Source organism: Chitinophaga sp. CC14, from assembly GCF_048957795.1.
Lineage (GTDB): Bacteria > Bacteroidota > Bacteroidia > Chitinophagales > Chitinophagaceae > Chitinophaga > Chitinophaga ginsengisegetis.
This window is the reverse complement of record NZ_JARBFY010000006.1, coordinates 151,977-177,389: the sequence shown is the minus strand read 5'-3', so window position 1 is coordinate 177,389 and position 25,413 is coordinate 151,977. Positions and strand designations below refer to the sequence as shown.

27 protein-coding genes are annotated in these 25,413 nt (G+C 46.4%); 18 read left to right on the top strand and 9 right to left on the bottom strand.

Translation table 11 applies throughout. The features are described 5' to 3' along the window. Positions 1-130 precede the first annotated feature (130 nt). On the bottom strand, positions 131-544 hold the full coding sequence (locus PV783_RS31150; RefSeq protein WP_079471947.1) for a hypothetical protein: 414 nt from the start codon (positions 542-544) through the stop codon (positions 131-133). 485 nt (positions 545-1,029) lie between these two features. Between PV783_RS31150 and PV783_RS31145 the strand changes: the two genes are divergently transcribed. Then, positions 1,030-1,920: a hypothetical protein gene (locus PV783_RS31145; RefSeq protein WP_420990758.1), complete on the top strand. Its 891-nt coding sequence runs from the start codon at positions 1,030-1,032 to the stop codon at positions 1,918-1,920. Positions 1,921-2,037: 117 nt separating this feature from the next. Here PV783_RS31145 and xerD read toward each other — a convergent pair whose 3' ends face one another. Further along, positions 2,038-2,937, bottom strand: a complete 900-nt coding sequence (gene xerD, locus PV783_RS31140; protein ID WP_420990757.1) for a site-specific tyrosine recombinase XerD — start codon at positions 2,935-2,937, stop codon at positions 2,038-2,040. Between the two features lie 413 nt (positions 2,938-3,350). Further along, positions 3,351-3,767, bottom strand: a complete 417-nt coding sequence (locus PV783_RS31135) for a nucleoside-diphosphate kinase (RefSeq protein ID WP_079471943.1) — start codon at positions 3,765-3,767, stop codon at positions 3,351-3,353. Positions 3,768-3,932: 165 nt separating this feature from the next. On the opposite strand from PV783_RS31135, the gene PV783_RS31130 reads away from it, so the two are divergent. Together PV783_RS31130 and PV783_RS31125 are read left to right on the top strand one after the other, a co-directional pair. Next, a complete protein-coding gene (locus PV783_RS31130; RefSeq protein ID WP_079471942.1) occupies positions 3,933-4,937 on the top strand; it encodes a DHH family phosphoesterase in 1,005 nt (334 codons plus the stop codon). Positions 4,938-4,975: 38 nt separating this feature from the next. After that, the gene (locus tag PV783_RS31125; protein WP_079471941.1) at positions 4,976-5,857 is read left to right on the top strand and encodes an FKBP-type peptidyl-prolyl cis-trans isomerase; all 882 of its coding nucleotides are present in this window, start codon (positions 4,976-4,978) and stop codon (positions 5,855-5,857) included. Between the two features lie 140 nt (positions 5,858-5,997). On the opposite strand, the gene PV783_RS31120 is transcribed toward PV783_RS31125, so the two are convergent. After that, entirely contained in the window at positions 5,998-6,810 is an 813-nt protein-coding gene (locus tag PV783_RS31120) for a diadenylate cyclase (RefSeq protein WP_420990756.1), read from the bottom strand. Between the two features lie 24 nt (positions 6,811-6,834). After that, entirely contained in the window at positions 6,835-7,698 is an 864-nt protein-coding gene (gene folP / locus PV783_RS31115; RefSeq protein WP_420990755.1) for a dihydropteroate synthase, read from the bottom strand. Positions 7,699-7,945: 247 nt separating this feature from the next. Between folP and PV783_RS31110 the strand changes: the two genes are divergently transcribed. From PV783_RS31110 to PV783_RS31085, 6 genes are all read left to right on the top strand, one after another. Next, a complete protein-coding gene (locus tag PV783_RS31110; protein ID WP_079471938.1) occupies positions 7,946-9,028 on the top strand; it encodes a BT_3928 family protein in 1,083 nt (360 codons plus the stop codon). 6 nt (positions 9,029-9,034) lie between these two features. Beyond that, positions 9,035-10,090: an ABC transporter permease gene (locus tag PV783_RS31105; protein WP_079471937.1), complete on the top strand. Its 1,056-nt coding sequence runs from the start codon at positions 9,035-9,037 to the stop codon at positions 10,088-10,090. A gap of 87 nt (positions 10,091-10,177) precedes the next feature. After that, positions 10,178-10,693, top strand: coding sequence for an RNA polymerase sigma factor (locus PV783_RS31100; protein WP_079471936.1), 516 nt, complete (start codon positions 10,178-10,180; stop codon positions 10,691-10,693). Further along, on the top strand, positions 10,683-11,156 hold the full coding sequence (locus tag PV783_RS31095) for a hypothetical protein (protein WP_111578208.1): 474 nt from the start codon (positions 10,683-10,685) through the stop codon (positions 11,154-11,156). Before PV783_RS31100 ends, PV783_RS31095 begins: the two co-directional genes overlap by 11 nt. A gap of 34 nt (positions 11,157-11,190) precedes the next feature. Beyond that, positions 11,191-11,712, top strand: a complete 522-nt coding sequence (locus tag PV783_RS31090; protein ID WP_079471934.1) for a DUF4252 domain-containing protein — start codon at positions 11,191-11,193, stop codon at positions 11,710-11,712. Positions 11,713-11,729: 17 nt separating this feature from the next. Then, positions 11,730-12,239 (top strand): DUF4252 domain-containing protein, encoded by a 510-nt coding sequence (locus tag PV783_RS31085; protein WP_420990754.1) that lies wholly within the window; start codon positions 11,730-11,732, stop codon positions 12,237-12,239. Positions 12,240-12,242: 3 nt separating this feature from the next. On the opposite strand, the gene PV783_RS31080 is transcribed toward PV783_RS31085, so the two are convergent. Together PV783_RS31080 and recF are read right to left on the bottom strand one after the other, a co-directional pair. Further along, the gene (locus PV783_RS31080) at positions 12,243-12,530 is read right to left on the bottom strand and encodes a DUF721 domain-containing protein (protein WP_079471932.1); all 288 of its coding nucleotides are present in this window, start codon (positions 12,528-12,530) and stop codon (positions 12,243-12,245) included. A gap of 81 nt (positions 12,531-12,611) precedes the next feature. Then, entirely contained in the window at positions 12,612-13,691 is a 1,080-nt protein-coding gene (gene recF / locus PV783_RS31075) for a DNA replication/repair protein RecF (protein WP_079471931.1), read from the bottom strand. Between the two features lie 228 nt (positions 13,692-13,919). Here recF and pdhA point away from each other — a divergent pair, with 228 nt between their 5' ends. The 7 genes from pdhA to PV783_RS31040 all read left to right on the top strand — a co-directional run bounded on the left by pdhA (position 13,920) and on the right by PV783_RS31040 (position 19,155). Then, the gene (gene pdhA / locus PV783_RS31070; RefSeq protein WP_079472478.1) at positions 13,920-14,912 is read left to right on the top strand and encodes a pyruvate dehydrogenase (acetyl-transferring) E1 component subunit alpha; all 993 of its coding nucleotides are present in this window, start codon (positions 13,920-13,922) and stop codon (positions 14,910-14,912) included. Positions 14,913-15,032: 120 nt separating this feature from the next. Continuing rightward, positions 15,033-15,731 (top strand): tetratricopeptide repeat protein, encoded by a 699-nt coding sequence (locus PV783_RS31065; protein WP_079471930.1) that lies wholly within the window; start codon positions 15,033-15,035, stop codon positions 15,729-15,731. A gap of 65 nt (positions 15,732-15,796) precedes the next feature. Then, the gene (ribH, locus tag PV783_RS31060) at positions 15,797-16,297 is read left to right on the top strand and encodes a 6,7-dimethyl-8-ribityllumazine synthase (protein WP_111578206.1); all 501 of its coding nucleotides are present in this window, start codon (positions 15,797-15,799) and stop codon (positions 16,295-16,297) included. Positions 16,298-16,322: 25 nt separating this feature from the next. After that, positions 16,323-17,042 (top strand): (Fe-S)-binding protein, encoded by a 720-nt coding sequence (locus PV783_RS31055; protein ID WP_420990753.1) that lies wholly within the window; start codon positions 16,323-16,325, stop codon positions 17,040-17,042. A 34-nt stretch (positions 17,043-17,076) separates the two neighbouring features. After that, positions 17,077-17,490 carry an EVE domain-containing protein gene (locus PV783_RS31050; RefSeq protein ID WP_079472477.1) on the top strand — a complete coding sequence of 138 codons (414 nt, stop codon included), beginning with the start codon at positions 17,077-17,079 and terminating at the stop codon, positions 17,488-17,490. Positions 17,491-17,597: 107 nt separating this feature from the next. Next, positions 17,598-18,467: a DUF4349 domain-containing protein gene (locus tag PV783_RS31045; RefSeq protein WP_420990752.1), complete on the top strand. Its 870-nt coding sequence runs from the start codon at positions 17,598-17,600 to the stop codon at positions 18,465-18,467. Between the two features lie 10 nt (positions 18,468-18,477). Then, positions 18,478-19,155, top strand: coding sequence for an SIR2 family NAD-dependent protein deacylase (locus PV783_RS31040; RefSeq protein WP_079471926.1), 678 nt, complete (start codon positions 18,478-18,480; stop codon positions 19,153-19,155). Between the two features lie 86 nt (positions 19,156-19,241). Here PV783_RS31040 and PV783_RS31035 read toward each other — a convergent pair whose 3' ends face one another. After that, positions 19,242-20,564 (bottom strand): saccharopine dehydrogenase C-terminal domain-containing protein, encoded by a 1,323-nt coding sequence (locus PV783_RS31035; protein WP_079471925.1) that lies wholly within the window; start codon positions 20,562-20,564, stop codon positions 19,242-19,244. 423 nt (positions 20,565-20,987) lie between these two features. On the opposite strand from PV783_RS31035, the gene gyrA reads away from it, so the two are divergent. Next, the gene (gene gyrA, locus PV783_RS31030) at positions 20,988-23,594 is read left to right on the top strand and encodes a DNA gyrase subunit A (RefSeq protein ID WP_079471924.1); all 2,607 of its coding nucleotides are present in this window, start codon (positions 20,988-20,990) and stop codon (positions 23,592-23,594) included. Positions 23,595-23,752: 158 nt separating this feature from the next. After that, on the top strand, positions 23,753-25,006 hold the full coding sequence (locus PV783_RS31025) for a tetratricopeptide repeat protein (protein ID WP_079471923.1): 1,254 nt from the start codon (positions 23,753-23,755) through the stop codon (positions 25,004-25,006). A 166-nt stretch (positions 25,007-25,172) separates the two neighbouring features. Here the strand turns inward: PV783_RS31025 and PV783_RS31020 are convergent, their stop codons facing one another. After that, a complete protein-coding gene (locus PV783_RS31020; protein WP_142687064.1) occupies positions 25,173-25,373 on the bottom strand; it encodes a hypothetical protein in 201 nt (66 codons plus the stop codon). Positions 25,374-25,413: the final 40 nt, after the last annotated feature.

Here is a 25,413-nt window from a genome sequence, read left to right as displayed (position 1 = left end):
AAATTCAGGGACTTATAATTTAAAAGGAAGGGGATCAAGACCAGTGCTTCGACCCCCACCATGCTGTAAAAAATAGTATAAAATAAAGTTACATTCACGAGATGGCTGTGTTGATGATATTATTTATCACTTATCCTTTTCCTCCTGGTTTTGAGCAATATTCGGGGCATGGTAGTCCTGAATCAAGAATTTTCGCCATAGCGCCTTTGGACACTACGCCACCAGGGCCGGCATTGGTGGTTTCAGTAGGGAGTATATCATTGCCCTCTTCATCTACCGCTACCAGGATCATCTTCTTCTCCTTTATTCCATCTCCGTCGGTATCTACTTTAATACCATAATAGATTCTTAAAGCAGTTGCGCCGGGCTGGTCAAGCAACTCAATAATTTTATCCTTACCAAAACACATCGCCTTAACATGGGTACCAAAGGATTTCTGATTTACATGATCCTCATCGTGATTTTTTGTAAGGGTGACCATTTCTTCAAGTGAAATGAAAGCGCCGGTATCCGAAGGGATCGGCCTTTTTGGAAAATCATTCATAGTAGGTAAGTTTTAGTTTTGCTGTAAAATTATTATAAATAATTGCATATACAATCCGGCCATTGACGGGTAATATAAGCCGCAACTGCGTTTTTACGCAGGGGGAATGCGGTGTGCTATTGGCTTTCCGCGATTTTATGGATCTCCATACGCATACCGGATTACGTATCCGCCACTTCAAAATGCGTATTTATACGCATCACTTTTTGCATACCAGGAAACGGCTAAAAGGTGGGTACCGTATTTCCCTTCCTCCTTTTGCGTAGTTCTACGTAAAGCTTTTTTTCAGTTGTTAAACGCTTGACTGCTCCTTTAAAGTTCTCAATCTTTGTATTGTCAACCGGCTTTAAATCTATTGTCCTCAGAAAAGTTCAAAGTAATTGGCCTTTCTACCATGTTTGTTTTTTTCGGTTAGTATTATGCAGAATCAATTCATCAGGTGATGCTCGTTAACCCCTTTTTTTTTCTTTAAAAAAAATAAAATTATGAGTTACCTATTAATCGGAAACATCTCTGCACTTATTTGTAACGATTGCGTAGAGCCCCTGGCCAATGCGCGTATCCGGGTTTACCTGCCCGCTGTATTACAGGCGGCAGATCAGCCCCTCGGAATTTTTAACGACATGAAACCACTGTCGGCCCGGGAAGTACTGATGAAGGCCGACAGGTTACTGGCGGAGGCCACCCTGGATGAAAAAGGCAACTTCAGTCTCCAGTGGAAGGAAGTACACCTGTTCACCGAAGCATTGGAACTGGATTTGTGCCTGGATCAGTTGCCCGGAAAGAACGGCACGAAACAGTCCCGCAATTTCCACCTGAGCAAACTGGTGCTGCACTGGAAACGTAACAGCGGCGGTTATGTAGGCGCCTATGCTTATGTTATTCCGGCCGCTACCTGGCATAATATATACGCCAACGCCGGCGCCTGGGTGATCACCGGACTGGTAAAACCACACATGGCGGCGTCAGGACAACCACACCTGAAAGTAGAAGCCTATAATGCCCTCACCGGTAAGCTGATCGGGCAGGCGCATACCAACGAGGTAGGCCGCTATACCCTTCACTTTTCAAGACAGCACCTTGCAAACGGTGTCATGCACTCCCTCATTCCCGGCCGCAGGAACCTGGGACCGGATGTATATTTCAAAGTTTACAGGAACAACGAGTTGCTCTGGGCAGAAGACGAAAAGATGGCCCGTATGCCTAACCGGCAAGACCTGGGCCCCTGCAGCAATGTCAATATAATTTACCGGTCGTCCCGGGTGAAACGCGCCTCCGACCAGCTTGGCAACTGGTTCAGTGATGTGATCACCCTCACCAGTCAGAAGAGAAAGAAGAGTGATAAATACCGCTTGCTAACCCATAGCTTATTGTAACAAGATTGTTTGTGTATACCTTCCTTATCATGGCAAAAACTACCCGATTGTTTGTGACCTTCTAACAGCAGAAATGAAACAGCTACCTTTCCCCGGTAGCTGTTTTCGTTTATACGCTCAAAACCGGGGATGAAAACGCATCAGGGTATCTCTTAAATATTCCCTGTCCAGGTGGGTATAGATCTCTGTAGTAGTAATGCTCTCATGTCCCAGCATTTCCTGAACGGCGCGGAGGTCGGCGCCGCCTTCCACCAGGTGGGTGGCAAAGGAGTGCCGGAAAGTATGGGGCGATACATTTTTATGAATACCCGCTTTTTGGGTCAGCTCCTTTATAATAAGGAAGATCATCACCCGGCTCAGTGCGCCGCCGCGGCGGTTGAGAAAAAGGGTATCTTCCTCGCCGTGCTTAACGGGCAGCGTTATACGAACATTTCTCCGGTAAATATCTATCTGCCGCATGGCGTCTTTCCCGATAGGTACCATCCTTTCCTTGTTGCCTTTCCCGATTACCCGGATAAATCCCACGTCCATATGGAGCTGGGTGATCTGGAGGTTAATCACCTCGCTTACCCGCAGCCCGCAGCTGTACATGGTTTCAAGGATGGCTTTATTCCGGTGCCCCTCGGCGGTGTCCAGCGGTATCTGGGCAATGATCTTTTCAATCTCATCAAAGGTGAGTACGTCGGGCAGCTTGCGTAAAATCTTCGGGGCTTCGAGTAGTTGGGTGGGATCGTCATGGGCCATGTCTTCCAGCAGGAGGAACTTGTAAAAGGCTTTGAGGCCGGAAATAGTCCTGGCCTGGGAGCTGGCAGTCATCCCCAGTTTGGCGATCCATTGTACACAATCCTGCAGGTCTTCAAAAGTCACGTCCTGAGGCCGGAGTTTTTCTTTTCCGTGAGCGAGGAGGTATTGCTCCAGTTTCTCCACGTCTCTTACATATGCTTCCACGGAGTGGTCGGACATGGACCGCTCCAATCTTAAATAGCCTTTAAATAGTTTCCGAAATGATTCCCACATGCCGGCAAGTTAAATGCTTTTTTACAAAACTACGGTAACGGCTATCCGGGAAAATGTCTTTAAAGTGGTAAAATAATACCATGAAAAACGGGTGTTTTTAGGGATAAAAAGAGGGGAATGGTTTTACTTAAAGTAAGATGATGGTTCTTTGTTATAATTGATTGATAATGATATTTTTATTGAGAGATAAAAAGTGCTGGTTTTTACGTTTGGAACGCTCTTTTTTGCCTGTTTTCAGGCATCATATTTTTATTAAAAATCATGTGATTGCGCCTTTTTGGCAGTTTTATCTTCCTGTTTAAAGTAATACTTCGTTAGAATTACATAAGTTATTTAAAATGAACTACATAACAAATAAAAAAGGTCAGCCTCAACGAAGCTGACCTTTGTGGTAATGATTTTGCCAATCAGTACTAGAATTTCTCCAGACCGCTGAAGAAGAAGTTACCTTCTATAGCAGCGTTCTCATCAGAGTCGGAACCATGAACCGCGTTGCGGCCGATAGACTCTGCGTATTTTTTACGGATGGTACCTTCCTCTGCATTGGCAGGATTGGTAGCACCGATCAGTTTGCGAAAATCTTCTACGGCGTTGTCTTTCTCCAGGATAGCCGCTACGATATGGCCGCTGCTCATGAATTCTACCAGTTCACCGTAAAAAGGTCTTTCCGCATGTACTGCATAAAACTCACCTGCTTTAGCAGTAGATAACTGCGTCATTTTCATGGCTACGATGCGGAAACCTGCAGCGTTGATCATGTTTAAAATGCCGCCAATGTGCCCGTTTGCTACTGCATCAGGCTTGATCATAGTAAATGTTCTGTTGCTCATATAATGTTTAATTCCGAATTACAGATTAGGCCGCAAAAGTAATTACATTTTCTTTAGTGGTAAAAAATTTTGAAATTCTGGCTCAAATAAAGATCTTCGCACTTCGTTTTCTGTTTCAACCACTTGTTGTGATTGGAAATCAACTCTTAACATTACAGTTTTTTAATGAAGCCGATCGAGGAAATTAAGCCTTTGCTGGAGAGCCCTAAGAAAGTGGTGATTACGATGCACCAGAAGCCGGACGCGGATGCGATGGGATCTTCCTTAGCAATGTATCACTACTTAGTACAGAAAGGGCATCAGGTAACTGTAATCTCACCTACAAATTTTCCGGATTTCCTGAAGTGGATGCCAGGCGCGGACGACGTGATTGACTACGAATCCTCTATGGATCGGGCCATTCAGGCACTGGAAGGCATTGATCTCCTGTTTTGCCTGGACTTCAACGCCCTCTACCGCACCAAAAATCTGGCGCCCCACCTGGAAAAACTGGACTGTATCAAAATTCTGATAGATCACCATCTGGAGCCACAGCCCAGCTTTGACTACGGGGTGAGCGATACAAAAGCCAGCTCCACCGCCCAATTAGTTTATGAAACTATATATAAATTGGGAGATGAGCAGTATATTAACCTCGAAATTGCACAGTGCATTTATGCCGGCACTGTAACAGATACAGGGTCTTTCCGCTTTGCATCTACCTCTGCTGCCGTACACCGTATGGTGGCCGACCTGATGGAAAGAGGACTGAAACATGAGGTGATCCACCAGGCGATCTATGATAACTTCCTGGAAAACCGCCTGCGCTTCCTCGGACATAGTCTGCTGAACCGCATGGAAGTGTTCTATGAATATAATACCGCCATGCTGGCCATCCCGTATTCCGATCTTAAACGGTTCGACCTCCAGACCGGAGATACCGAAGGACTCGTGAATTTCCTGTTATCCATACAGGGCATCAAGATGGCCGCTTTGATCATTGACCGCAACTCGGAAGTGAAATTGTCGTTCCGCTCCAAAGGCGACTTCGACGTAAATACCTTCGCCCGCAAATATTTCGACGGGGGAGGGCATTTCAACGCTTCAGGAGGGCGCAGCACCGATCCGCTGGAAAAAACAGTGGACCGCTTTATCAAAGCCGTGGAAGAGAACGAAGACCTGTTACAATAAACTGTAAATAAAGTATTTCAACCTACTAATACAATCAAATGAAAAAAAACAATCAGTTTTTAGTTGCAACTGCGGCTTTAGGCTTTCTTTTAGCCAGTTGCGGTACAGGTGTTAAAAAAACACCGGGCGGTATTGAGTATATCGTTCACAAATCCGGCAGCGGAGCACAACTGAAATTAGGCGATACTGCCCTGGTGAATGTTACCCAGCGTATCAATGACTCCCTGCTGGGCGATTCCCGTAAAATGGTAGGTGCTGCGATTCCGGTGCTGGTGGCAAAACCACAGAACAAGTACGATCTGATGGAAGGTATTGCTCTCCTCCACGAAGGTGATAGCGCTACTTTTATCATTCCATGGGATTCATTACCAGCTCAGGAGCGTCCTCCATTTGGTAAGAAAGGTGATAAACTGAAAATCACTTTCGCGGTAGAAAACAAATACTCTGCTGCTGCCCAGAAAGAAAAAGACGAAAAACTCATTAAAGAGTACCTGGATAAAAACAAGATCAACGCCACTAAAAACGCTGAAGGCGTTTACGTAGCAGTAACCCAGGAAGGTACAGGCAGTACACCTAATCCAGGTGATACCGTTTATGTACACTACACTGGTAAGCTCACCACCGGTAAAGTATTTGATTCCAGCCAGGATTCAACTATGCGCCCAGGTATGCCTTTAGAACCAATTAAATTCCCTATCGGCCGCGGTTTCGTGATCAAAGGCTGGGATGCTGGTTTAAGCGGCCTGAAAAAAGGTTCCAAAGCTACCCTGGTAATTCCTTCTGTACTGGCTTATGGCTTACAGGGAAGTCCTCCGGTAATTCCTGGAAACTCTATCCTGGTATTTGATGTACAACTGGTAGACATTAAAGCAGGCGCCCCGGCTCCGGCTCAACCAATTACTCCAACTCCAGGTAAGTAATTATTACAACATAAAAAGAAAGCCCCCTGCCAAACGGCAGGGGGCTTTCTTTTTATGCAGTTTCTTCAGGTCCACCTCATCGCCGGGGATGAAGCGTAGATAAAGCGTACATGAAGCGTAGATAAAGCGTGTTTAAAGTATCAGGCGTACCCGTCTATCAGCACCTCGTACAATTTCACTTTCAGGTCTTCCAGCGATACATCCTGGGTAAGCACCCCATCGATCGCGTAAGACACCGTACCCCTTTCTTCAGAAACAATGATCGCCAGGTTATCGCTATGCTCCGTAATCCCTACGGCCGACCGGTGCCGCAACCCGATACGGGTTGGCAGGTTCGGATTCTCCGATACCGGCAGGATCACTTTGGCCGCCAGGATCTTATTACCCACAATAATCAGTGCACCATCGTGCAGCGGGCTGTGCTTCTCAAAAATACTTTCAATCAGCTTTGCACTCACGTTCCCGTCGATAGGAATACTGGACGCAGAATCAAATTTCAACCGGTAGGTGGTGGCAATTACCATCAAAGCCCCGGTAAATGTGCTCTGCATCCGGCTCACCGCCACAATAAGTTCATTAATAATGTTTTCTTCTTCCTTATAACTCTTAAACTTATCAGGCAGGAACAACTTGGTTAAAAAACTATCCTTGCTCAACGGCGTTTTCTTGCCCAGTACCAGCAGGAACTTCCTGATCTCCGGCTGGAAGATGATAATGATCGCAATGATACCAACGTTAATAAAGTTCTGCAGGATAATGGTGAGGATAGGCATCTTCAATGCCCGCACCAGGAAATACGCTGCATATACCATTAACAGGCCTACGAAAATATTAAAAGCAAGACTACCCTTTAATAAACGATACAACTGAATGATTAAAAAAACAACAATCAGCAGGTCCAGCAGATCCAGCCATCGAAACTCAACTCCATAAAATTCTATTACTTCCTTCATAGTTGTAAAAATAGCAAGATTAAATTATCCATTCATTTTCTCCATAATCCTTACCGCTTCCACAGCGGCTTTTACATCGTGTACCCTTAATATATGTGTGCCTTGTTGCAAGGCAATGGTGTTTAATATAGTGGTGCCGTTCAACGCTTCGGCAGGGGTTATGTTCAGCAGTTTATAGATCATCGACTTACGGGAAATGCCCGTCAGCACAGGTACGCCAAGTATATCGTAAAACAGGCGCAGGTTTTTCAGCAAGGCATAGTTATGGTCAATTGTTTTTCCAAAGCCAAATCCCGGGTCAGCAATAAAGTCTTTTATACCTGCAGCACGGCAGGCGGCCAGCTTTTCCTTCAGGTAATCCAGTACATCAGCAACCACATCTTCATACTGCGGATTTTGTTGCATAGTAGCAGGTTTGCCCTGCATGTGCATCGCAATATAAGGCACCTGCAGCGTACCAACAACCGGAATCATAGCCGCATCCATGTCCCCGGCGCTTACATCATTAATAATAGCGGCGCCGGCACGTACTGCTTTCTCTGCCACAGCAGCATACCACGTATCTACAGATATAATGGCAGCAGGATATTTATTCAGAATGGCATGGATAGCAGGGATCAGCCGGTGCATCTCTTCTTCCGGTCCCACCATTTCCGCACCCGGACGGGTACTCTGTGCACCCAGATCCAGTATGGCAGCGCCTTCCTCCAGGTGTTGCTTAGCTTTCTCCATCACCTGGTGCAGCTCATGCATGCGGTTGCCCTCATAAAAGGAATCGGTGGTAACATTGATAATACCCATTACAGCAGGAGTAGCCAGGGATAACAATTGGCCCCTGCAATTTATTACCGGTGAAGATGTTGTTGTCGGGATATGGTGTGGTTTCATTTGAATGCGTTAAGAAGTTGCTCCTGATTTTTCACATAGTTCCGGCCTTTTACCTGAAATTCTTTATTTTGCCTGCAAATCTAAGAAGGAAAATCAATCATTTCCGAATTTAGGAATTTAGACGTTCAATTTCAGAAATAGATTTGACGCGCTGTCAACTCACTTTCAGATACGCTCATCAATTTCCCGGAGAGGTAAACCCTGATTGTTCTTATCTTCACGGATCACTTAACCATTAAACTATTTTATGAAGATTATCCTTAACCTGTTACGTATAATCGTTGGGGTGTTATTCATTTTCTCTGGTCTGATTAAAGCCAATGATCCGTTAGGACTCAGCTATAAAATGGAGGAGTTTTTCGAAGTGCTGCATCTCACATTCCTTTCTCCCTATTCGCTGGCATTTTCTATTATCATGAATGCCTTTGAAATTATTGCCGGCGTAGCGGTACTTATCGGCTACCGCATGCGGATCTTTTCCGTACTGCTGTTGCTGCTTATTATATTCTTTACTTTCCTTACAGGATATGCGCTGTTCAGCGGTACTATCCGCGAATGCGGCTGCTTTGGCGACTGTATCAAACTCACTGCCGTGGAAACCTTCTGGAAAGATGTGATCCTGCTGGTAATGATCCTCGTTATCTTCTTTTACCGCAACACCATACAGCCGCTCTTTAAAGGAGCCGGTGCAGTATTCCTGCTCTCCGTTTTGTTCGCCTTTGGCATCCAGCGGTACACTTTAAAACACCTGCCGCTCTTTGATTGCCTGCCTTATAAAGTAGGTAATAATATTCCGGAGAAGATGAAACTGCCTCCGGGCGCTACACCAGACGTGTACGAGATGATGTTTATATATGAAAAGAATGGAGAGAAGAAAGAATTTACTGCCGACAACTACCCTTGGTCAGACAGCACCTGGAAGTTTGTAGACCGTAAAGATAAACTGGTGAAGAAAGGAAACGCGGAACCGGCCATCAAGGATTTCATCCTCACTGACCTCGATGGGGTTAACCAAACGGAAGCTATCCTGTCTGAATCCAAACCGGTATATCTCTTCCTGGTACTGAATACCCAAAAGGCCGGCAGCGGTTGGGATGAGAAAATAAAAGCGCTGCAACAGCAATGGAAAAACCAGCAGGTAGTTATATATGGAGTAACCGCTTCTACCAAAGAGGAGATTGCGGCCTTCAAGCAACAACACGGCCTGGAGTTTCCTTTTGTACAGATGGATGGCGTAGCCATTAAAACCGCCGGCAGAAGCAATCCTGCCCTGATCCTGCTGAACAAAGGCACCATTAAAGGGAAGTGGCACTACAATGATATACCATAATAATATATGCTTCGTTTTCTGCTTCGTAAAACCGGATATGGATTGCTGGTACTGCTCGGTGTAGTGGTGCTGGTGTTCTTCCTGTTCAATGTGCTGCCCGGCGATCCGGCGCGGCTTACATTAGGGCAGCGGGCCGACGTGGCTTCCCTGGAAAACGTGCGCCGGGAACTGCATCTCGACCAGCCGGTCGGGACGCAGTTCCTGTATTACCTGAACGACCTCCTCCCGGTTGGGATCCACACCCAACAGGAGGCAGACGAAAATCTCCGCTATCTAACGGTAGCGCATATATCAAATGATAAGCTCCTGGTATTGAAAGCACCCTATCTCCGCCGCTCTTACCAGGGCAAAAAACAGGTGTGGGATATTTTAATGGAAGCATTGCCGGGTACCTTGCTGCTGGCAGTAGCGGCAATGGTGTTTGCCACCATCACCGGTATCGCCCTGGGTGTATTATCGGCGGTGAAGCAAAATACCTGGATGGACACCGGCGCCGTGTTCGCCAGCGTGGCGGGCATTTCAGCCCCTTCATTTTTTGCCGGCATCGTGCTGGCTTATCTGTTTGGCTTTGTACTCAGCGATTACACCGGCCTGCATATGTCGGGCAACCTGTTTGATGTAGACCCGTTCAAAGGCAGGGTATTAAACCTGCGCAACCTGGTACTGCCAGCCATTACCCTCGGTATCCGCCCGTTGGCCATCATTGTGCAGCTCACCCGCAGCGCCATGCTGGATGTATTGCACCAGGATTATATCCGCACCGCCTATGCCAAAGGGCTTTCCCGGTCTACGGTGATCTGGCGGCATGCGCTGCCCAATGCGCTCAACCCGGTTATTACTGCTATCACCGGCTGGTTTGCGGAACTGCTGGCAGGCGCCTTCTTCGTGGAATACATCTTTGGCTGGAAAGGCATCGGCAAGGTAACCGTGGAGGCGCTGGACAAATTCGACTTCCCCGTTGTGATGGGGGCCATTCTTTTTACGGCCGGCATCTTCGTGATCGTCAACCTCCTGGCCGATCTGCTGTATACGCTCATCGATCCGCGGATCAAGCTGGACTAGCGCCCGGCCCATCTCTCAAAAAAAATATCCGCATCTTTGTAACATCTTCTTTTTACAGTCGTCTTCTTTCAAAACGTACTATTCTGCATGTCATTAGATCGATTCCTTACCCAGGTAGTTCCAGTCAGGCAAAAGCTTTACCGCTTTGCTTTCCGCCTGCTGGGCAACGAGGAAGACGCGCAGGATATTACCCAGGATGCCCTCATGAAAGTATGGGACATGCAGGAGAAAATGGCGGAGCTGCAAAACATGGAAGCATGGTGCATGCGCATCACCCGCAACCTGGCCCTGGATAAAATCAAATCCAGGAAATACCGGATGTCTGATGAACTGGACAGGGCAGGAGAGCTGCCGGCAACGCACCAGAAAAGTCCGCATGCGGTAACGGAACAGAATGATGTAATGGAGAAAGTGCATGTGGCCATCAACGGGCTGCCGGAAAAGTACCGCACCATCCTTCAACTGAGGGATATCGACGGACATTCCTACCAGGAGATCGCCGACATACTCGATATAGACATGAACGACGTTAAAGTGAATTTGCACCGTGCCCGTAAAACGGTACGCGAAAAACTACAAAACCTGCAGGTATATGGATTATAAAGAAATCACTGTATTGGTGGAAAAGTATTGGGAAGGAGAAACTTCCCTTGAAGAGGAAGCGGTGTTGCGGGATTTTTTCAGTACACCACATCCAGCCCTGCCGGAAGCGTTGCAGGAAGCAGCCCCCTTGTTCGGGTATTTTCACCGGGAGGCGGAAAAAGTATGGGACGCGCCGCCGGTAAAAGTGGTGAAGCTGTCGCCCTGGAGGCACTGGATGAAGTATGCAGCCGTCATCATGGTGGCAGTAGGCATTGGCTATGCGCTCAAACAGCACCAGCAGCGTGAGCAGCAGGTACTGGTGGCCTTACAGCAACAGGAAATGAACGATCCGCAGAAAGCGCTGGATGAAACAAAGAAAGCTTTACAACTGCTGGCTAAAAACCTGCACAAAGGCACTTCAAAGATGCAGCAGCTGTCTTATTTCAATGAAGCTACCGCCGTGGTAGAAGGCAAGGAAGACTAACGGCCATTTTAAAACCTGATATAAATTTAGAAAGATGAAACGATTCTTGTTATTACTTTTGGCGGTCTTCGCCAGTTTTCACCTCTTCGCGCAGCAGGGAAGCGTCATAGAACGGTTCTTCCAGAAGTATGAGAACGACCGCAGTTTCACCGTTATTACCATCACACCCAAAATGTTCAGCATGTTCGCCAAAGTAGATCCCGGCGACGCAGATGCCAAAAACATGATGAAAGTGATCCAGAAACTGAAAGGACTCCGTATCCTCACAAAGGAAAGCACGAAAGACGGCCCGCGCTTATACAAAGAGGCTGCAGCCTTTCTGGGCAGCGACTTTGAAGAGCTGATGACGGTGCGCGATAAAAACAGCGACCTGAAGTTCCTCGTCAAAGAAGACGCAAAAGGCAATATCAATGAACTGGTAATGCTGGTAGGCAGCTCCGATGAGTTCCTGGCCATGAGCCTCGTAGGTACGCTGGATCTCAATGAAATATCCCAGATCGCCAACGGTGTGAATATCCAGGGAATGGATAAACTAAAAAATGTGAAGAAGAAATAACTTTTAAAACCACCCCCATGAAATCATTACTCATTGCTGCAAGCTGTATCGTTCTATCTGCTACCGCTGTAGAAGCCCAGGATAAATGCCTGCGTGAATTCCGCAACAAGTACAGGGGAAGCGCGGAAGTGCACACTGTGAACATCGGCAAATTTGCGCTCCAGCTGGGAAGTTTATGTCTGTCGTTTGATAGCGAGGATGCCGATGCCAGGGCGATCAAACATGCACTTAAAAATGTACGCAAAGTAAAGATGTATACCATCTCAAACGTGAAGGGCGCCACGGTGAGCTACGACGATATCGCTGATCTGAAAAGTAACCTGCAGCGGAATGAAAATTTTGAGATGCTGATGGAAGTGAGAGAAAAGGGAAACCTGATCCATATACTCAACAAGGGGAAAGACGACGAACTGGGTAATGTGGTGATGCTGGTGCAGGATGAAAATGACTTCCTGATCGTAAACCTGCAAACCTCCCTGAAAATAAGTGATATCAACGAACTGATTCACCAGTTTGCCTCCAATTGATACCTACCGGATCATCACTTCCTTTACAATGTTCTCTCCGAGCATTTCATTCACCAGCTTGATGATCTTGTCTTTCGAATAAGTTAATTCCTGTTTTAGCGGCGCCACCGTAGTTGTAACGATCAGGTTATGATCAATCAACTGGATACTCTGTGTGTAGCGGGCGATGGTTTTACCCATCAGTTTCTCCCAGTTTTCCTGGATGCGCACTTCCGTGAGACGGGGTTTCATCCTGCTCTTATTCATAAATTCCCGGAGCGCATCTCCGATACTGGTAGTTCCATGACGCATGGTGCGAAGCTAGTGATTTTTTGGTTCTCAATGATTGGCTTTTAGCTTTTGGTGATCAACTTTGCTGAGGAAAGCTGAAAGCTATATCGTAATCAGCTGTATAGCTTCGCCTGTGCCTGCAAACGCTTGTTGCAGGCGCTCTGCGTGTGTATCGGTGATGAACACCTGGCCGTAATTATCGCTGGCTACCAATGCAATCAGGCGGCTCACTCTTTCCTGGTCCAGCTTTTCAAAGATATCATCGAGCAACAGGAGCGGGGGAAACTTTTTATGCTGGCGGATTACTTCAAACTGCGCCAGCTTCAGCGCAAATAGAAAGCTTTTGCGCTGGCCCTGTGAGGCGCTGCTTTTCATGAGGTGGCCGTTCAGTAAAAAGAGGAGGTCGTCGCGGTGAATACCGGTGGTGGTGCGCTGCAATTGCATGTCGCGGTACCTGGACTGGTGCAGTTGTACCGCATAGTCTTCTTCCTGCAGGGTACACTGGTATTGAATATTCACTACTTCGTGGGTGCCGGCAATATAATCGTACAGGCGCTGCACCTGCGGGATAAAGGTCTGAAGAAAGGCTTTGCGGGTTTCGTATACCGGTACGCCATGCATCACCAGCTGCAGGTCGAATACATCCAGCAGGCTATCCTGGTTCTGCCCGGTAGTGGCCATGTTTTTCAGGAGGCTGTTCCGTTGTAATAATATTTTCTGATAGATGATCAGGTGGTCGAGGTACTCCGGGTAAAGCTGGGAGAGGAGGCTGTCCAGCCATTTGCGTCTTTCTTCGCTGCCCCCCAGGATGATGTCGGCATCGTCCGGGGCAATCATCACCGCAGGAAACTGCCCGATATGCCGTGAAAAGCGGTCGTACCGGTCCTCGTTAAGGCTTACTTCTTTCCGGCCTTCTTTGAGAGTGCATACAATCTTTTCTTCCTGGTTATTTTTTTCAAGATAGCCTTCCAGGCGGAAGCCATTGGTTTGGTACTGGGTATTCTGACTTTCGCTGCTGGTAAAATAGCTGCGGGTGAAGCAAAGGTAGTAGATGGCGTCCAGCAGGTTTGTTTTACCCGCGCCGTTGCGGCCGGTGATGCCCACGATCCTGTGTCCGAAGGAAAAGGTCGCCTGGCTGTAATTTTTGAACTGGACGAGTGATATTTTATTTATATAAAGCAAAGAAAAAGATTATTCGTAAATAATAATATGCGAAAATTATCACTTGTATAAGTGATAAAAAACCGCTCTAATGGGAACTTCCCTGTGATTCCCGTGCAAATAAATGCAAAACTGTTTGAAATTGATGAAATTGCATAATTTAATGGGAATTAGAATTGATATTTATATTTTACGATTTTCCTGTTATATTTGCGAACAAATTTAGAAAGAGTGCAAACTAAAACAGACGTGAAGACGAAATTCACCAAAGAGACATATCTGTACTGGTATGAATTGATGCTTTTGCTGCGCCGCTTTGAAGAAAAGACAGGCCAATTGTACGGGATGCAAAAAATCCGTGGCTTTTGTCATTTGTACATAGGACAGGAAGCAATTGCTGCTGGTGCGATGACAGCTACCAAGCCGGAGGATAAATTCATCACGGCCTACCGTGATCATGCGCTGGCAATTGCAAAAGGAATTTCCGCTAAAGCTTGTATGGCTGAACTGTATGGTAAAGCAACCGGTTGTTCGAAAGGAAAGGGAGGCAGTATGCACTTTTTCTCCAAAGAGCATGGCTTCTTCGGAGGCCACGGTATTGTTGGAGCTCAGATAGGTACAGGTGCCGGACTGGCGCTTGCAGAGCAGTACAAAGGAACAGACAACGTGGTGTTGTGTTTCTTTGGTGATGGCGCTGCCCGTCAGGGTATCCTCCATGAAACCTTTAACATGGCCATGACCTGGAAGCTCCCGGTAATTTTCATTTGTGAAAATAACATGTACGCTATGGGTACTTCCGTAGAACGTACCTCCAATGTACTGGATATCTATAAGTTGGCGGATGCTTACGAAATGCCGGCCGATTCTATCGATGGTATGAGCTGCGAAGCTGTACACGATGGTATCGAAAGAGCGGTGAAACGCGGTCGTGAAAACGGCGGTCCAACCCTCCTGGAAATCAAAACATACCGTTACCGTGGTCACTCCATGAGTGATCCCGCTAAATACCGCACAAAAGAAGAACTCGAAGAATACAAGGAAAAAGATCCGATCAACGAAGTACTGAGAGTTATTCAGAAAAATAAATGGGCTACCGAAGCAGAAATCGAAGCGATCAACGAACGCGTAAAAGCGGAAGTGGAAGAGTGTGTAACATTCGCAGAAGAATCTCCGTGGCCAGCCGATGATGAATTGCTGAAAGACGTTTACGTTCAGGAAGATTATCCATTCATCGTTGACTAATGTATTTAGCTATCTGCCTTAAGCCTTTAGTAAATGTAGCAAAGCTGCATCTGCTAAAGGCTTAAAGCCTAAAGCTAAACCCTATATTTAATAACCAAGCAATCACAATTACACCTTACAATGGCAGAAACTAAAGATAAAGCCACCGTGCCTCAACCTACAAAAGATTTTGACCTGGAGAAATCCATGCACAAGGCAGAAGATTTCTTCTATAAAAACAAAAATGTTATTTCTATAGCCGTATTGGCTGTAGTAGTAGTGGTAGGCGGTTTCTTCGCTTATAACCGTTTTGTAAAACAGCCAAATGAAAACAAAGCACAGGAAATGATTTTCCATGCACAAAACTACTTCGCGGTAGATTCATTCAAACTGGCTCTGAACGGCGACGGTAATAACTACGGTTTCATCCAGGTAGCAGATAAATACGGCAGCACCAAAGCCGGTAACCTCGCCAAATACAGCGCAGGCGTTTGCTATATCCGTTTGGGCGAATACCAGAAAGGTATCGACATGCTGAAATCTTTTAGTTCCAATGATCTGCTGCTGCAACCCACTGCCTACGGTTTGATCGGCGACGCTTACATGGAGCTGAATAAAGCAGATGAAGGTATTGAATCTTACAAAAAAGCAGGTCACTATAACGATAATGAACTGACTGCCCCTGTATACCTGTTCCGTGCAGGCCAGGCCCTGGAAAGAGCCGGTAAATCACAGGATGCTATCACTATCTACAAAGAAATTAAAGAGAAGTTTCCTACCACTAACGAAGGTCGTGAAATGGACAAATACCTGGCAAGACTGGGAGATGTAAAGAACTAGCTATTAGCAGTTAGCTGTTAGTTTTTAGCTGACAGCTAACTGCCAACAGCCCAAAGCTATAGAATATGTCCGAGCACAATAAAAGCTTATTAAATGACGCTGGCATTCTCAACCTGGAGGATGCCAGTGTTGTTATGGTGTATACCGAATGGAATGATGCCATCGTGAATGAACTGGTAAACGGCTGCGAAAAAGCCCTCACACAGTATAACATCACCAAATCAGAAAAAATAATTGTACCTGGTGCTTTCGAATTACCTTACGCCTGTAAGCAATACTGGGAAACCACCAAAGGCACCGGCAAACAGCCTGGCGCTATTATTGCTTTCGGTTGCGTGATCCGTGGCGAAACACCTCATTTCGATTATGTGTGTAAAGCCGTAACAGAAGGGATCCTTCAATTGAACCTTCAGTTACCCGTTCCTGTTATATTTGGAATTCTGACGGTAGATAACGAACAGCAGGCGCAGGACAGACTCGGCGGGGCCCACGGCCATAAAGGGGAAGAAGCTGCCATTACTGCACTGAAGATGATTGCATTGCAAAGAAAGTTAGCTAAGAGCTAAGGGCTAATCGCTAAAAGCTATAGAGATGAATGTACAGTTATTTATACCGTGTTTTGTAGATCAGCTGTTTCCTGAAACCGCCTTCAATATGGTGAAGGTACTCGAGAAACTGGGATGTAATGTAATGTATAACGCGGAACAAACCTGTTGTGGTCAGCCGGCCTACAATGCCGGGTACCAGGATGAATGCCGTACCGTAGCTACCAAGTTTGTAAAGGACTTCAAAACCTTCGACTACATTGTTGCGCCCAGCGGTTCCTGTACCGGTTTTGTAAGAAACTACTATGGCAAATTGTTCGATAATTCAGCCGCACACAACGATGTGAAACTGCTGAAGAAAAACCTCTTCGAGTTTACCGAATTCCTCACAGACGTATTGCATGTAACAGAGCTGGGCGCTACCCTTAATGGGGTGGCTACCTATCACGACGCATGCGGCGCGCTGCGGGAATGCCATATTAAAGAAGGCCCACGCAAACTGCTGGAAAAAGTAAAAGGACTGGAGCTGAAAGAGATGAACGACTGCGAAGTTTGCTGCGGATTTGGTGGTACTTTCGCTGTTAAGTTTGAACCTATTTCAATGGGAATGGGCGAGCAGAAAGTACACAACGCTGTTAACAGCGGAGCCGATTACCTGATCTCCACCGACCTTTCGTGCCTGATGCACCTGGATGGTTATATCCGTAAACACGGTACCAACATCAAAGTGATGCACATTGCAGATGTATTGGCCAGCGGCTGGTAATTCCAACGATCTGATTACGAAAATTGAATGCTATATGAACTATTGGCTGGTGAAATCTGAACCATTTAAATATTCCTGGGATCAGTTTGTAAAAGACAAGATCACCTTCTGGGATGGCGTGCGTAACTACCAGGCACGCAACAATCTCCGGGGCATGAAAAAAGGCGACCAGGTACTGTTCTATCACAGCAATGAAGGGATGGAAATAGTAGGGTTGGCCACCGTTGCCAAAGAAGCCTACCAGGATCCCACTACACCCGATCCAAACTGGGTAGTGGTAGACCTTAAACCATTAAAGCCCTTTAAAAAGGCCGTAACACTGGCCCAGATGAAAGCCGAAAAACGATTGGCCAACCTGTCGCTCATACGCCAGGGACGCTTATCGGTATGCGATGTGAAGCCGGAAGAGTTTGAAGCGATCATGGAAATGGGGGGTATGAAGAAGTAAGTATTTTTACAGAGATATGAATGCGAAGGTTATCTTTCTTTTGGAAGATAACCTTCGCCGTTTATGGAATTCCGGTCAGCTATTCATCATAGAGAAAATTCCAGCTCATGAAATATTCATTCATACTAGCCCTTTGCGCGGCAGTGGCCCTTCTCCCGGCATGCCGCAACAACAACAGCACCCCGGCGGTAGCAGAACTTAAACAGGAGGAAGCCGGAGGGGCAGCAGCGGTAACGGCCACTCAGGCGTTGGCTCTGCCTGATAACGATGCTGAGCAGGCACCCGCGTTACCCATCTCCCAAAAAATAATAAAAAATGCGGTGCTCCGCTTTTCGACTTCCGATTTTGAAGCCTGTAAGAAACGTATAGCCGATACCGTTAAAAAATACGGCGGCTACATTGCCAGCGAAAAACAGGAAAATACCAATATGCAATGGCGGAATGAGGTAGCTATAAAAGTACCCGCAGCCGCCTTTGAACAATGCGTTGAAAGCCTCACCGGCGGCGCCTCCAGGGTGGATGAAAAAAGTATCACTTCCACCGACGTAACAGAAGAATATGTGGACCTCGACGCCCGCATGAAAGCACGCCTGGCCGTAGAGCAGCGTTACGTACAGATATTGCAGCAGGCGAAGAATGTAAAAGAAATACTGGAAGTGGAAGCACAGCTGAAAAGTATCCGCGAAGAAATTGAATCCGCAAAGGGCCGGTTACAGTACATGGATCATCATGTGGCTTACAGCAACATCAGCCTGGAGTATTATCAAACCTTTGCCAACTCGGATCCGCAGTCGCCGGGATTCCTGCAGCGGTCCTGGTTGTCGTTTAAAGACGGTTGGAACGGGCTTTTATCTTTTGCATTGGGTATACTGAGTGCATGGCCTTTGATTGTTGGTATTGTTTTTATTTTTATTTTTATAAAAAAAGGAATAGGGAGATGGAAATCCCGCAGAACCCCAACTAACGTAAACCAATAAACGAATTCACATGAAACCAAGATTGGTGGTGCTGACCGGAGCCGGCATCAGCGCAGAAAGTGGCCTCCGGACTTTCAGAGACACAGACGGATTATGGGAAGGCTACGATGTATATGAAGTGGCTTCCCCGCAGGGCTGGCAGAAGAACCCCGCCCTGGTGCAGGACTTTTACAACGGCCGGCGTCAGGACGTAAAAGCGGCGCTTCCCAATGCCGCGCATACGGGCCTGGCAAAGCTGGAAGAAAAGTATGATGTACGGATTATTACCCAGAATATCGACGACCTCCACGAAAGGGGAGGCTCTACCCGCGTGCTGCATCTGCACGGCGAAATTTTCAAGATGCGCAGTGTAGATAACGAGGAGCTGATTTATGATATCCACGATGATATTAAGATGGGCGATCTGGCAGAAGACGGCGGACAGCTGCGCCCGCACATCGTTTGGTTCGGCGAGGCAGTGCCTATGATTGAAAAGGCGGCGCGGGAAGTATGGGAAGCTGACGTGTTTGTGGTAGTAGGTACTTCTTTGCAGGTATACCCGGCGGCGAGCCTGTTGCAGTATGTAAAGCCCGGTGTACCGGTGTATATCATCGACCGGAAAATTCCTGAAGTAGCGGTGGCAGATAACCTGCACCTCATTGAAAAGCCTGCTACAGAAGGCGTGCTGGAATTATTAAGTATCTTATAAAAATAAAAACCTCCCCGTTCCAGGGGAGGTATCACAAGTCCTTGTGCCCGATTAGAGTCCATCATAGGAAAAAAATAACTTTGCGCTTATTCAAAGCTTTCTTCAAATCTGATATCATACTCCTCTAATTCTTTTAGAACGGGGTTATATATTTCCGGCATTACCGGTATTTGTAGTCCTGTTAATGTTACCTTGTCCTGGAGGATCATTTTGGCCATGATGCCCAGCGGAAGCCCCACTGTTTTAGCCATTGCGGTGTGTATGTTGTCTTCGCCCTGAACAATCATGTAACTGTGCATCCTGGTGGCCATGTTGCGCCGTTCAAACTCAATTTCGTGCATCATTACAATCATGTCCTTGTCGGCAGGTTCCATTTTAAGTTTGTTTTCTACCAGGAACTGGAGGACGCCGGCATTGGTTTGTTCTCCTAAATTTATGACTTCTGTATTTAATAATCCCAGGAATTTTAACTGGCGGATCACTTTCGACTTGGTGCTAACGCCCAGAAACTGGGCCATATTCTCTTCCGGGGTACCTGTTCCTTCTTTAACGGATTTGGTGGACCAGTCAGTATACGTAAGTTTATCTGTGGCAATTTTATGACGGTCGTCTGTCAGACCCAGCTTTATCAGGGCGTTCCAGCCTTCGCAAAAGTCGGGGTACCGGAGGGTGGCGCGCATAAAGGTGGCCAGTTCTTCCAGCTTATACGCCTGCATATATCCCAGTGAATCGCGGTTGGGATAAAAGGCCAGTTTACCGATGCCGGGTACCTGGATGGTTTTGGTATGATCAAAAAGTTGTTCGTAGCTGAGTTCCTTTACTTTTCCTTTTTCTTTGTAGGTAGCGCCGGAAATGCCTGCCATTACTATGTTCCGGGCGTTCCAGGATACTTTGTACTGCCAGGGATTATCATTGCTGTCGGGGGAGATAAGGCCACCGCAGTAGGATTTAAAGGAGAAGATCTGTCCGCCTTTCTTTTCAATGGAGTGAATGAGCTTCATGGCCGACATATGGTCGATACCCGGGTCCAGTCCCATTTCATACATAAAGAGCAAACCGGCTTTTTCAATTTCGGGTTGCAGCTGCCGTACTTCTTCGTCGATATAAGAGGCGGTGAGGAGGTTCTTTTTTGCCGCGAGGCAATCTTTGGCTACCAGGATATGCAGGGTGGCCGGTAAAAGGGAGATCACGAGGTCGGTATCCCGGATCAGTTGTTGTCTGGCCGCGTTGTCTTTGATATCGAGTGCGGCGGGAGTAGCATAATATGATTTTCCTGTTTTGGATTTGATGAGCGAAAGATCGTGATCGGCTACAGTGATATGCCATTTTTGTCGCGGTGCATTTGCCAACAGATAGTCGATCAGACTGGTGGCCGATTTACCGGCTCCAAACAACAGTATGTTCTTCATAGTCTTCTTTAGAAAAGTGATTAAGAATCAGGGGAATAACAGCACTTTTTATACTAATGTTCGAATTTTTAAGCAAATTCGGATTTGATCTTATTATATATATGTTTTCCGTTGATTCGAACAATTGATTATCAGTCTCTTAGAAACAAATACTTTGCCAATATTTATATTCTAATATATTAAAGGGTCTTAACATATTGCAGATAAAACAAAAACAGGGTTGTTTTACTATAACACAAATGCTATATAAATGGTTCTCATTCATTGTGTAAATCAATCATATATCGATATTGCAATATAATCGTTAATCCCTATGGCGTTTTTTATTCACATTCTTTGATTTTTAGGCCGGAATAAGGGCTGAAATGGCTATATTTGCCTTTATCTGTTTTACGCAGAAAAAACTGTAAATCAACACACAAAATGACAGAGCATACGGAAAATCATCAGGAAGGGAGAATTGTCCAGATAAATATCGAGGAGCAAATGAAAACGGCCTACATAGATTACTCTATGTCCGTGATCGTAGGCCGTGCCTTGCCCGATGTGAGAGATGGTCTGAAGCCTGTGCACCGGCGCGTTTTATTCGGAATGAATGAACTCGGCAACCACAGTAACAAGGCCTACAAGAAATCAGCGCGTATTGTGGGTGAGGTAATGGGTAAGTATCACCCGCACGGTGATGCTTCCATTTATGACACCATTGTACGACTGGCGCAACCCTGGAGCATGCGTTATCCAATGGTGGATGGACAGGGTAACTTCGGTTCGGTAGATGGCGATATGCCGGCTGCCATGCGTTACACCGAGATCCGCCTGCAGAAGATTGCAGAAGCCATGCTGGAAGACATCGAAAAGGAAACGGTAGACTTTACCAACAACTTCGATGACACCCTCGAAGAACCTACAGTGCTGCCTACCCGCATTCCCAACCTGTTGGTGAATGGCGCTTCCGGTATCGCTGTTGGGATGGCGACCAACATTATGCCCCACAACCTCAGCGAAGTGGTGGATGGCGCCATTGCCTACATTGAAAACAAAGAGATCACTATAGAAGAGCTGATCAAACACATTAAAGCACCGGATTTCCCGACAGGGGGTGTAATTTATGGTTTTGAAGGCGTTAAGCAGGGTTTTGAAACCGGCAGGGGCAGGGTAGTGGTAAGAGGTAAAATTACTTCTGAAACCGCGAAAAACGGCCGCGAAAAGCTGGTGATCTACGAGCTGCCTTACCAGATCAACAAGGCAGTGCTACACCAGAAAATTGCACAGCTGGTAAATGATAAAATCATTGAAGGCATTTCCGATGTACGTGACGAAAGTGACCGTGAAGGTATGCGCCTGGTGATTGATCTGAAAAGAGAAGCAATCTCCAATGTGATCATCAACCAGTTATTTAAATACTCCGAACTGCAAACATCTTACGGTATCAATAACGTGGCGCTGGTAAAAGGCCGTCCGCGTATCCTGAACCTGAAAGATATGATCGCAGAGTTCATCGACTTCCGTCATGAAGTAGTAGTGAGAAGAACCCGCTTCGACCTGCGTAAAGCAGAAGAAAAAGCGCACATCCTCGCCGGTTACCTGATCGCGCTGGATCACCTGGACCAGGTGATTGCACTGATCCGCGCCGCTGCTACGCCTGATATTGCGAAGGAAGGGCTGATGACAGAATTCGGATTGTCTGAGTTACAGTCGAAAGCTATACTGGAACTGCGCTTACAACGTCTTACCGGTATGGAGCGCGATAAGATCCGTGCTGAGTACGACGACATCATGAAACTGATCACTTACCTGAAAGAAGTATTGGCTGACGAATCTTTACGTATGAAGATCATCCGTGAAGAACTGGAAGAAGTGAAGAAGAAATTTGGTGACGAACGTAAAACAGAAATCCAGTACCTCGCCAGCGAAATGAGGATCGAAGATATTATTGCAGAAGAAGATGTGGTGATCACCATTTCTCACCTGGGATATATCAAACGTACTTCTGCCTACGATTACCGTCAGCAGAAACGTGGTGGCCGTGGCGCTATTGGTGGTAAAACCCGTGATGAGGATTATATTGAGCACCTGTTCGTAGCCTCCACGCACCATACCATGCTGTTTTTCACAGAGAAAGGCCGCTGCTACTGGCTGAAGGTTTATGAAATTCCGGACGGGGAGAAGAGCGGTAAGGGACGTGCCATCCAGAACATGATCCAGCTGCCGGCCGATGATAAGATCCGCGCTATCATCGATATTAAAGACCTGAGTGATAAAGATTTTATCAATAACCATTATATTGTACTTTGTACCAAGAAGGGTATCATCAAGAAGACGATGGTGGAAGAGTTCTCCCGCCCGCGTCAGAACGGTGTGAATGCCATTACCATCAACGAAGGCGATGAACTGCTGGAAGCCAAACTGACTACCGGCGACAGCCAGATCATGATGGCCATCCAGAGCGGCCGCGCTATCAGATTCCCTGAAGCCACAGTGCGTGACACCGGTCGCGGCGCCATCGGGGTAAGAGGAATTGAGGTAGACAGCGACAAAGACGAGGTGGTTGGTATGGTTTGTGTTAATAAGGAAGATGAACAGAAAACCATCCTGGTGGTTTCTGAGAAGGGATTCGGTAAACGTACCAGCATCGATGAGTACCGTATTACCAACCGTGGCGGTAAAGGGGTGAAAACCATTAACATCACGGAGAAAACCGGTAACCTGATCGCAGTACTCGATGTAACAGAGAAACATGACCTGATGATCACCTGTAAGTCCGGTATCACCATCCGCATGGCTGTTGCAGATATCCGCGAAGCCGGCCGCGCTACACAGGGTGTACGCCTGATCCGCCTGGATGACAACGACGAAATAGCCGCTGTAGCACGACTGGATGAACAGGAAGAAGAAGTAATCCACGCAGAAGAAGGCGAAGAAGGTAGCGAAACGCCCGCTGTAGCAAGTAATGAAACACCTGAAGCAGGTGAAAATGACAATACACCGGAAGGAACCGACGGTGAAGCTACTGACACTACAGAAGAATAAATAAATTATAGCCGGTAACAGGTCCTTAACCCGGTCTGTTACCGGTTTCTGATAAAAAAATACAGCCAGCTTTTAGTGGTAACTATACTACTGGTTGTATTACTATTTATTGGAGCACCATACTCTTATTGTAATCAGCAACTAAAAAAAACAAAAGCATGAAAAAATTATTGGTATCTCTTCTCTTTTGCACGGCCGGTGTATCGGTTATGGCACAACGGGCAAAAGTTAGCAGTGCGGATGAGAACCTGAAGAAGCAAGATCTGGAAAAAGCCAAAGCGGATATTGACGCAGCATTACAGAATGAAAAGACCAAGAACGACGCTAAAACATGGCTGGTAGATGGTAAGATCCTGGAAGCTATGGGCACCAAGCAGAAAAGTTCTGCACTCGCAACAGAAGCTTTTGCTGCCTTCAAAAAAGCGTTGGAAATAGATCCTAAAATGAAAGAAGCTGTTCTGGAAATGAACCAGCCGTTATTCAATGTATACGCTACTATCGCCAACGCCGGTTATGCTAACCTGAATGAACAGAAATGGGACTCCTCCCTGTATAACTTCAAACAGGCATTTGAAGTAGCTGACTTCTATAACAGTAAAAACCTCGGTGGCTCTATTCCTACAGATACTGCCCTCACTTTTTACGTTGGTTACGCTGCCAACCAGGCCGGTAAAAAAGATGATGCTTTCACCTACCTGAAAAAAGCAGCAGATCTGCAGTTCAAAGGCGAACCAGCACTCTATGTAATCCTGGGTCAGCTGTATGAAGAAAAAGGCGACCAGGCAAACTGGCTGAAAACTATTGAACAGGCTAAAGGTTTATTCCCTAAGGATAAACGCTTTAACGATATGGAAATGGCTTTCTACAGCAAAACAGGTAAAACCAACGAATTACTGACCATGCTGGAAAAGAAGATTGCCGAAAATCCAAACGACCAGCCAGCTGTACTGGATTACGCTATCCGCGTAGATAACCTGGCTAATCCCCGCGACGATAAAGGCGGTGATGCTCCTAAACCAGCTAACTACGAAGAACTGATAGGTAAAGCAGAAGCAGCTTACAAGAAAGCTATCGAAATGAACCCTGCTGATGCTACCGCTAACTTCCAGCTGGGTGCACTGTACTTTAACCGCGCAGTTGTTTTCAACAAAGAACTGAATGGACTGGACAGCAAACAGCAAACTTCTCCCAAAGCCAAAGAATTACAGGGAAAAGTAGAAGGACTGATGGGTCAGGCATTACCTTTCTTCGAGAAAGCAGATGCAGGCTTTACTGCTAAAGCCAGCAGCCTCGATGCCAGCGACAAACAAACTTACGAAAGCTGCCTCTATGCACTGCAGAAGATCTATGCGATCAAAAACAACACTGCAAAAGTAGAAGAAGTGAAAAAGAAACTGGACAGTTTGAAATAATAACTGCCCTGATATTATTGAAGAGAGCTCACTTTACAGTGGGCTCTTTTTTTGCGTATAAGGGTCGCTGATTTGTATCATCTCCGGCGATTCTCCCATACATAAAAAATCCCGTTAACCGGGAAGGTCAACGGGACTATTAACTCAAACGCTGTATGGTGCTGAATTATGCTTTCTTAGCAGCAGGAGCAGCTTTCTTTGCATGTTCGTGTTTAGCGGCTTTCTTAGTAGTGTCAGCAGCTGGTTTAGCTTCAGCTTTTGCTTCAGTTTTAGCAGCTTTCTTTGCAGGTTTAGCAGCTGGTGCTTGTGCGAAAGATGCAGCAGAAATGCTCATTACTACTACAGCGGCGATCAGGCTTTTTTTCATGATGTTGTCTTTTTAAAATGATTAGATGAAGAATATTTTG

Excerpts from the sequence above, each read along its gene's own strand:
- PV783_RS31150 (WP_079471947.1), bottom strand. The coding sequence starts at position 544 with ATGAATGATTTTCCAAAAAGGCCGATCCCTTCGGATACCGGCGCTTTC.
- PV783_RS31145 (WP_420990758.1), top strand. The coding sequence starts at position 1,030 with ATGAGTTACCTATTAATCGGAAACATCTCTGCACTTATTTGTAACGAT.
- xerD (WP_420990757.1), bottom strand. The coding sequence starts at position 2,937 with ATGTGGGAATCATTTCGGAAACTATTTAAAGGCTATTTAAGATTGGAG.
- PV783_RS31135 (WP_079471943.1), bottom strand. The coding sequence starts at position 3,767 with ATGAGCAACAGAACATTTACTATGATCAAGCCTGATGCAGTAGCAAAC.
- PV783_RS31130 (WP_079471942.1), top strand. The coding sequence starts at position 3,933 with ATGAAGCCGATCGAGGAAATTAAGCCTTTGCTGGAGAGCCCTAAGAAA.
- PV783_RS31125 (WP_079471941.1), top strand. The coding sequence starts at position 4,976 with ATGAAAAAAAACAATCAGTTTTTAGTTGCAACTGCGGCTTTAGGCTTT.
- PV783_RS31120 (WP_420990756.1), bottom strand. The coding sequence starts at position 6,810 with ATGAAGGAAGTAATAGAATTTTATGGAGTTGAGTTTCGATGGCTGGAT.
- folP (WP_420990755.1), bottom strand. The coding sequence starts at position 7,698 with ATGAAACCACACCATATCCCGACAACAACATCTTCACCGGTAATAAAT.
- PV783_RS31110 (WP_079471938.1), top strand. The coding sequence starts at position 7,946 with ATGAAGATTATCCTTAACCTGTTACGTATAATCGTTGGGGTGTTATTC.
- PV783_RS31105 (WP_079471937.1), top strand. The coding sequence starts at position 9,035 with ATGCTTCGTTTTCTGCTTCGTAAAACCGGATATGGATTGCTGGTACTG.
- PV783_RS31100 (WP_079471936.1), top strand. The coding sequence starts at position 10,178 with ATGTCATTAGATCGATTCCTTACCCAGGTAGTTCCAGTCAGGCAAAAG.
- PV783_RS31095 (WP_111578208.1), top strand. The coding sequence starts at position 10,683 with ATGGATTATAAAGAAATCACTGTATTGGTGGAAAAGTATTGGGAAGGA.
- PV783_RS31090 (WP_079471934.1), top strand. The coding sequence starts at position 11,191 with ATGAAACGATTCTTGTTATTACTTTTGGCGGTCTTCGCCAGTTTTCAC.
- PV783_RS31085 (WP_420990754.1), top strand. The coding sequence starts at position 11,730 with ATGAAATCATTACTCATTGCTGCAAGCTGTATCGTTCTATCTGCTACC.
- PV783_RS31080 (WP_079471932.1), bottom strand. The coding sequence starts at position 12,530 with ATGCGTCATGGAACTACCAGTATCGGAGATGCGCTCCGGGAATTTATG.
- PV783_RS31065 (WP_079471930.1), top strand. The coding sequence starts at position 15,033 with ATGGCAGAAACTAAAGATAAAGCCACCGTGCCTCAACCTACAAAAGAT.
- ribH (WP_111578206.1), top strand. The coding sequence starts at position 15,797 with ATGTCCGAGCACAATAAAAGCTTATTAAATGACGCTGGCATTCTCAAC.
- PV783_RS31055 (WP_420990753.1), top strand. The coding sequence starts at position 16,323 with ATGAATGTACAGTTATTTATACCGTGTTTTGTAGATCAGCTGTTTCCT.
- PV783_RS31050 (WP_079472477.1), top strand. The coding sequence starts at position 17,077 with ATGAACTATTGGCTGGTGAAATCTGAACCATTTAAATATTCCTGGGAT.
- PV783_RS31045 (WP_420990752.1), top strand. The coding sequence starts at position 17,598 with ATGAAATATTCATTCATACTAGCCCTTTGCGCGGCAGTGGCCCTTCTC.
- PV783_RS31040 (WP_079471926.1), top strand. The coding sequence starts at position 18,478 with ATGAAACCAAGATTGGTGGTGCTGACCGGAGCCGGCATCAGCGCAGAA.
- PV783_RS31035 (WP_079471925.1), bottom strand. The coding sequence starts at position 20,564 with ATGAAGAACATACTGTTGTTTGGAGCCGGTAAATCGGCCACCAGTCTG.
- gyrA (WP_079471924.1), top strand. The coding sequence starts at position 20,988 with ATGACAGAGCATACGGAAAATCATCAGGAAGGGAGAATTGTCCAGATA.
- PV783_RS31025 (WP_079471923.1), top strand. The coding sequence starts at position 23,753 with ATGAAAAAATTATTGGTATCTCTTCTCTTTTGCACGGCCGGTGTATCG.
- PV783_RS31020 (WP_142687064.1), bottom strand. The coding sequence starts at position 25,373 with ATGAAAAAAAGCCTGATCGCCGCTGTAGTAGTAATGAGCATTTCTGCT.